Origin of the sequence: Trinickia sp. (assembly GCF_035492435.1) — a bacterium.
In the GTDB taxonomy this organism is placed as follows: domain Bacteria; phylum Pseudomonadota; class Gammaproteobacteria; order Burkholderiales; family Burkholderiaceae; genus Trinickia.
The window spans coordinates 1-5,818 of record NZ_DATJJF010000197.1 but is presented as its reverse complement, the minus strand read 5'-3'; the positions used below and the strand labels follow the sequence as shown (position 1 = coordinate 5,818).

Here is a 5,818-nt window from a genome sequence, read left to right as displayed (position 1 = left end):
CCGAGGCCCATTCTCATGCGCTGACGATTGTGGAAGGCGTAACGGTGCCGACCGAACTCACTTTCATCGCCCTCGCCGCTCGCAGCAAAGAACCGGCCATTGCCGCCGCCTTCAGGCTCATCGAAGCGCAGTGGGCAGTTTGAGTGCTGCAATGGTCTGAAGCGGCGCCAACAGCCTTGCATGAGGCACGAGTAGGCGCTGAAGCGCCAACAGCTTTGCATGGGGCCTGAGTAGGCGCTGAAGCGCCAACAGCTTTACATGGGGCCTGAGTAGGCGCCGAAGCGCCAACTCAGGCCGACATCAGGCCGACATCACGTCGACGTCCGGTCAGCAGTCCCAAGGTGATCTAGCGGGAGCGCGCCGTTGCGCTTGAAAGTCGCGAGCACGATGTTCGAGCGCACACTATCGACACCCGGCACGTGCATCAGCTTTTTCATGACGAATGACGACAATGCGCCAAGGTCGGGAGCGACAATGCGCAGCAGATAGTCGGCTTCGCCCACGACCGCATGGCATTCGAGCACCTCGGGCAGCACCTCGATCTGCCGCTGAAACTGCTCGACGATCGAATCCCCATGGTGCTTGAGCTTGAGGCTCGTGAACGCCGTCACACCCAGGCCCAGCCGCTCCGCCGAAAGGACAACGCGATAACCCTCGATCACGCCAGCCGCCTCCAGCCGCTGCAGACGCCGCCCGATTTGCGAAGGCGAAAGCGGCACGCGCTCGCCCAGTTGCTGATGCGTCGCACGCCCGAAATGCTGCAGCACCTCGAGCAAGGCCAAATCGAAATGGTCGACTTCCAACATCATCGGTTCACGCATAAAACAGGTTACAAGCGCTAGATTATTGCATGCCAATAAGCATTTCCACGAAGTTCCAGCAATTCTTACCGCATCGTCGCCCGCGCCGGCAGTGAGCCGCTGCGCGCGCCGCATTTCGGGCTCGAGCGGCGTTTGGCCGCACCGCAACTCGGCCACTCGGCGGCAAGGCGCGACCAACTGTGAAAGAATGGCTATCTGGCTTTCGTAACGTCTCGCCGCGTATCTGCGACGACGCGCATAGAAAGGCCGGGCAAGGCCGTGCCAACCGATGAGAGGTACAACGATGATCCACAAGCTTACGTCCGAGGAACGCTCGAAGCAGCTCGCTCAATTGCACGGCTGGGAAGCGGTTGTGGGCCGTGATGCCATTCATCGCCAGCTGACGTTCGGCGACTTCAACGAGGCATTCGGCTTCATGACGCGTATAGCGATCAAGGCGCAGGAAATGAATCACCATCCGGAATGGTTCAACGTCTATCGAACCGTCGACATCACCTTGTCAACGCACGAAGCCGGTGGCATCACAGAACGCGATGTCGCGCTAGCGCGCTTCATCGACGACGTGGCGAAAAGCATGCAGGGCGCCTGAGGCAGCCCGCTGCCCTTAGCGTGACGCCCCCACCTGTGCTCTCCTTAAACGCCGTTTTGCGCTACCCGCTCAGCCTTCCGATAGCCGCGCTTTCAGGTAAGCCTCCCATGCCGCGCGCGCGGCGGGCTCCAAGCCATTCTCCGGCAATGTCGTGCGACGCTGTACAATCAACAGCGCATACGGCTTGGAGAGCGCGCTCGCCTCCTTGCACAGGCTGAGCTCATCGCCCGTCGAAGGCGAGCGGGCGCGCCAAAAGTTGATCGCGGCTTCCAGTTCGTTGATCGTGATCTCGGTCATGATTTGCGTCATTGCTGTAAAGCCGCCAGCCGGTTTGGCCGATCTACTGTGGCAGCACGCGCTTGATACTGCGACCGAACGTCTTCTAACCGCGTGCCAGCCGCGTTTTGGCGTGTGCTGTGCGTAACCCATTGTATTTGAGCGACTTCCATGCGACTTCTCCTGATCGAAGACGACCGCCCCATCGCGCGCGGCATCCAAAGCAGTCTCGAACAAGCCGGTTTTACCGTCGATATGGTTCACGACGGAATTTTCGCCGAGCAGGCCCTTACTCAAAACCGTCACGAGCTCGTGATCCTCGATCTGGGGTTGCCCGGCATCGACGGCATGACGCTGCTCTCGCGCTTTCGCCAGAGCAACCGGCACACACCGGTCATCATACTCACAGCGCGCGACGAGCTGAACGACCGCGTCCAGGGCCTTAACGCCGGCGCCGACGATTACATGCTCAAGCCGTTCGAGTCTGCCGAGCTTGAAGCGCGCATTCGCGCCGTCATGCGCAGGAGCGGTCCGGCGAGCGACATGCCGCGGCCCGAAGTGTCGCTCGGCGGCGTGCGCCTGTCCGGCGTCGATCGCCGCATCTTTAACGAGGATAAGCCGCTCGAGCTCTCCCCGCGCGAATTCGCCGTGCTCGAGATGCTGCTGCTCCGCCACGGGCGCGTCGTCAGCAAGGCACAGCTGCAAGATCACCTGACGCATTTCGGCGGCGATCTCGGCGATACCGCCATCGAAGTGTATGTCCATCGCGTGCGCAAGAAGCTCGAGCAATGCCGCGTCGAGATCGTGACGGTACGCGGCTTCGGCTATCTGCTGCAGGAAATTCGTCAGCCGTCCTGAGCATCATGGCGCCCCGGCTTCGCGCTTGCATTCCTGCTTTCGCGAAGCCGCGCCGCTGTGGGCAAAACGATTGCGTATGGGCGGCGACACGCGTCGTGCGCCTTCCTTTTTTCATTCGATCGATGATGCCTCCCCCCGCCGCGATCAGTTTGCGCCGCTCCCTGCTGCGCCGCCTTGCGGGGCCGCTGTCGCTGCTCGCCTTGATGAGCGGCCTCATTGCCTATTGGCTTGCCTGGCAGTACACCGAGCATGTGATCGACCGGTCACTCGCGGACCTCGCAACGGCCATCTCGAAGCAGATCCAGATAGCAGGTCCCAACGCGCGCATTTCGGTGCCGCCGCTTGCGCAGGCCATGTTCTCGGATCCCGAGCAGCACCTCATCTACCGCATTAGCGACGGCGAGCATGAGATCGCCGGCGACCGCGATTTGCCGCTTTTCGGCAAGGGCGTGCGCCATATCCATTTTGCCTACGTCTTCGAAGCGCAGCATCGCGACATGCATGTCCGCGTCGCACAGGTTCGCGTGACGCAGCCAAGCGGCAATCCGATGATCGTCGAAGTCGCGCAGCCGCTACGCCATCGCTATCGGATGGCGGCAGAGTTCCTCGTTGCGATCATGATGCCGCTGCTGCTGCTGCTATTTGCGGGCTGGGGCATTGTCTGGCGCGTCGTCAATCAGCAGCTTGGTCCGTTGACCGCGCTCGCCGATTCGCTGAACCGTCAGACGCACATGTCACTGGAGCCCGTCGACGAAACTCACGTCCCGATGGAGATCCGCCCGCTCACGAGCGCGCTGAACGCGCTCCTCGAACGGCTGAAGACGGCGCTTGATGCACAACGCAAGTTCATTGCCGATGCGGCCCATCAGCTGCGCACGCCGCTTACCGCAGTGAAACTCCACGCCGAGCAGGCGGCCAGCGCCCGCGACGCGAAGCACACGCTCGGGGCAGTGCGCGAATTGCGCGCGGCAGCGGATCGCGCCGTGCGGCTCTCGAATCAACTGCTTTCGCTCGCGCGAGCGGAGCCCGGCGGTGCGCAGGCGGCTCGCTTCGTCGATGTCGATATTGCCGCGCTCGCATTCGAGACGGGTGCCGAATGGGTGCCACGCGCGCTGGCGGCGCAGGTCGATCTCGGTTTTCAGCGCCTCGACGATCCGAACAACGACAAGCCGCTCGTCGTGCGCGGCAATCCGGTACTGCTACGCGAGGTCATCGCAAACCTGCTCGACAACGCCCTCAAATATGTGCCTTTGGCCGACCGCGATGGGGCGCACATCACCGTCACCGTTGAAGAGACGCCCGCCGCAGCCGGCGGTACGCCATGGGCGCAAATCGTCGTCGAGGACAACGGGCCGGGCGTGCCCGTGGGGCTACAGGCCGATCTATTCAAGCGATTTTTCCGCGGTGACAGACCGGATTCGGCGCGGGAGGGTGTCGATGCCGGCGCGGGGCTTGGTCTTGCGATCGTTCACGACATCGTGGATTTGCACGGTGGCACGGCGCAGTACGGCGATGCGCCCGAAGGAGGTGCGCGCTTCATCTTGCGCATCCCGCTTGCAAAGCAAGTGCCGGCCGGAACGGCTGGACAGCGGGCAGTACCGTCTTCCCGCGAAAACACCACCACCGAGCGCAAATCGCACGAAATCACACGTGGATAACGGTCGCACGGCGCCGCGCGAAACGCGGCGCGCGTGCACGCTCAAGCTTTGCCGTTGCGCTTGGGCGCTAGCATCGTGCCTCGGCATTTACGCGCACCGCAACGGCACGCGTAGTCCCTTTTGAGCTTCTTTGTATGGCGCTCGTCGATGACGAGGCCGTAGTCGTAAAAAAGCTCCTCATCGGGCGTGATGTCTCGCAAGGCGCGAACGAACACGCGCCCTTCGACCTCTTCGGATTCACAGTTGGGCGCACAGGAATGATTGATCCAGCGCGCGCTGTTGCCGTTCACGTTACCGTCTATGACTCGGCCGTCTTCGAGTGCGAAGTAAAACGTGTGGTTCGGTTCGTCTGGATTGTGCGGATGTCGGCGCAACGCCTCCTTCCATGAAATCCGCTCACCCTTGTACTCCATCAGACGCTCACCCGCTGTGAACGGCGCGGCGGCAAACACGCCCTTGCCATGCACTCCGGAACGGCGCACGACCAACTTGCGTGAACTCATCAACGAATCCTCTGAAATGCTTCAATCCTGCCACCGCGGCGCACGGGGTCGCCGCCCATGAAAGCGGATTGGCTCTCGCGATAGAAAACGCGGCGCACAAGGGCGCCGCGTTGGCTGTGACGCAAGACTCGTCACGAAGCATGATCGTACACGTTGACGATAGCTTCGTTCAACGTCGTTCGGACGAACGCGCAAAAAAGGCTATAGATCTACGCTCTCTTGCAGTCTTCATCCTCACTCGCGACTCACCTGAAGCACCGGGCACCGGTCGCCGCGCGCAAGAGCGTCACGGCAATCGAGGGCAGCCGCCGACCTCAAGCAGGTTGCGCGAAAATCTTCCAATTTTTCTTTTGTAGCGAGGAATCCGCCTCTTCGTGAACCGTGCAGTCGAGCCGCAGTTCAGCATCACCGAGCGATTGACCGAGCGCGGTACATCCGTGCGGCGCCTTTTTCATACTCTTGCTGGGTTCAAAATGGCGACACGTGACGCACATTCTATGCGTGGGCATATCTCCTTGCACCTGGAGTTGCCGAATCATCTTGAGCAGCATACGGTAGAACACAGCCTGTTCTTCGCCGTCGAGCGTGTTGATTGCCACGCTCAGGAAGTCGGGCCATTGCAGAGCACGCCGCGCCGCTGAGCGTCCTTTAGCGGTAAGACGCACGGCCAGCGCACGGCCATCGTCGAGCGCACGACGTTTTTCGATGAGCCCTTTTGCTTCGAGCGTGCTGACTGCATCGCTTGTCGTTGCTGCCGTCAAGGCCGTTTCACGCGCGATTTCCCCGAGCCGCAACGGCATCTTGCGCTGCATGAGCAATGCAAGGATCTCGCCTTGCGTCGGCGTCAAACCTGCACTCTCCGCCCACCCCCACGCCTGGCTGCGCATCGCCGTGTTCAAACGCAGCAGGCTGTGCGTAACGCGCCCCGTAGCCTGCTCTCCGTATGCACCTTCGCTCATGGTCTTTCTTCGCTTTTTTTGCCAATGACAGCATGCCGCTGCTTATCCGGTTGCCAGTGTGCCGGGCCTTGCGACACGCTGAAACCTCCGTGGGACAACTCGCCCTCTCTCGAGCGTGCCGATTTTACTATTCCGAAGCGCACACTCGATTCCA

At 61.6% G+C, this 5,818-nt stretch carries 7 protein-coding genes and 1 pseudogene; 4 read left to right on the top strand and 4 right to left on the bottom strand.

The window, feature by feature from the left end; all coding sequences use genetic code 11:
* Positions 1–143 (top strand): annotated as a pseudogene (locus VL598_RS14030) (LysR family transcriptional regulator); the annotation flags it as partial.
* Positions 144–311: 168 nt separating this feature from the next.
* Here VL598_RS14030 and VL598_RS14025 read toward each other — a convergent pair.
* Positions 312–806 (bottom strand): Lrp/AsnC family transcriptional regulator, encoded by a 495-nt coding sequence (locus tag VL598_RS14025; protein ID WP_325327332.1) that lies wholly within the window; start codon positions 804–806, stop codon positions 312–314.
* A 298-nt stretch (positions 807–1,104) separates the two neighbouring features.
* Between VL598_RS14025 and VL598_RS14020 the strand changes: the two genes are divergently transcribed.
* Positions 1,105–1,410, top strand: a complete 306-nt coding sequence (locus VL598_RS14020; RefSeq protein WP_325327330.1) for a 4a-hydroxytetrahydrobiopterin dehydratase — start codon at positions 1,105–1,107, stop codon at positions 1,408–1,410.
* Between the two features lie 69 nt (positions 1,411–1,479).
* Here the strand turns inward: VL598_RS14020 and VL598_RS14015 are convergent, their stop codons facing one another.
* Positions 1,480–1,707, bottom strand: a complete 228-nt coding sequence (locus VL598_RS14015; RefSeq protein WP_325327329.1) for a DUF3717 domain-containing protein — start codon at positions 1,705–1,707, stop codon at positions 1,480–1,482.
* A gap of 150 nt (positions 1,708–1,857) precedes the next feature.
* Between VL598_RS14015 and VL598_RS14010 the strand changes: the two genes are divergently transcribed.
* Together VL598_RS14010 and VL598_RS14005 are read left to right on the top strand one after the other, a co-directional pair.
* On the top strand, positions 1,858–2,544 hold the full coding sequence (locus tag VL598_RS14010; protein ID WP_325327328.1) for a response regulator transcription factor: 687 nt from the start codon (positions 1,858–1,860) through the stop codon (positions 2,542–2,544).
* A gap of 125 nt (positions 2,545–2,669) precedes the next feature.
* Complete coding sequence (locus VL598_RS14005) at positions 2,670–4,202, top strand: sensor histidine kinase (RefSeq protein WP_325327331.1); 1,533 nt, start codon at positions 2,670–2,672, stop codon at positions 4,200–4,202.
* A 41-nt stretch (positions 4,203–4,243) separates the two neighbouring features.
* Here VL598_RS14005 and VL598_RS14000 read toward each other — a convergent pair whose 3' ends face one another.
* Positions 4,244–4,705: an SET domain-containing protein gene (locus tag VL598_RS14000; RefSeq protein WP_325327327.1), complete on the bottom strand. Its 462-nt coding sequence runs from the start codon at positions 4,703–4,705 to the stop codon at positions 4,244–4,246.
* Between the two features lie 314 nt (positions 4,706–5,019).
* On the bottom strand, positions 5,020–5,664 hold the full coding sequence (locus VL598_RS13995; RefSeq protein WP_325327326.1) for a MarR family winged helix-turn-helix transcriptional regulator: 645 nt from the start codon (positions 5,662–5,664) through the stop codon (positions 5,020–5,022).
* Positions 5,665–5,818: the final 154 nt, after the last annotated feature.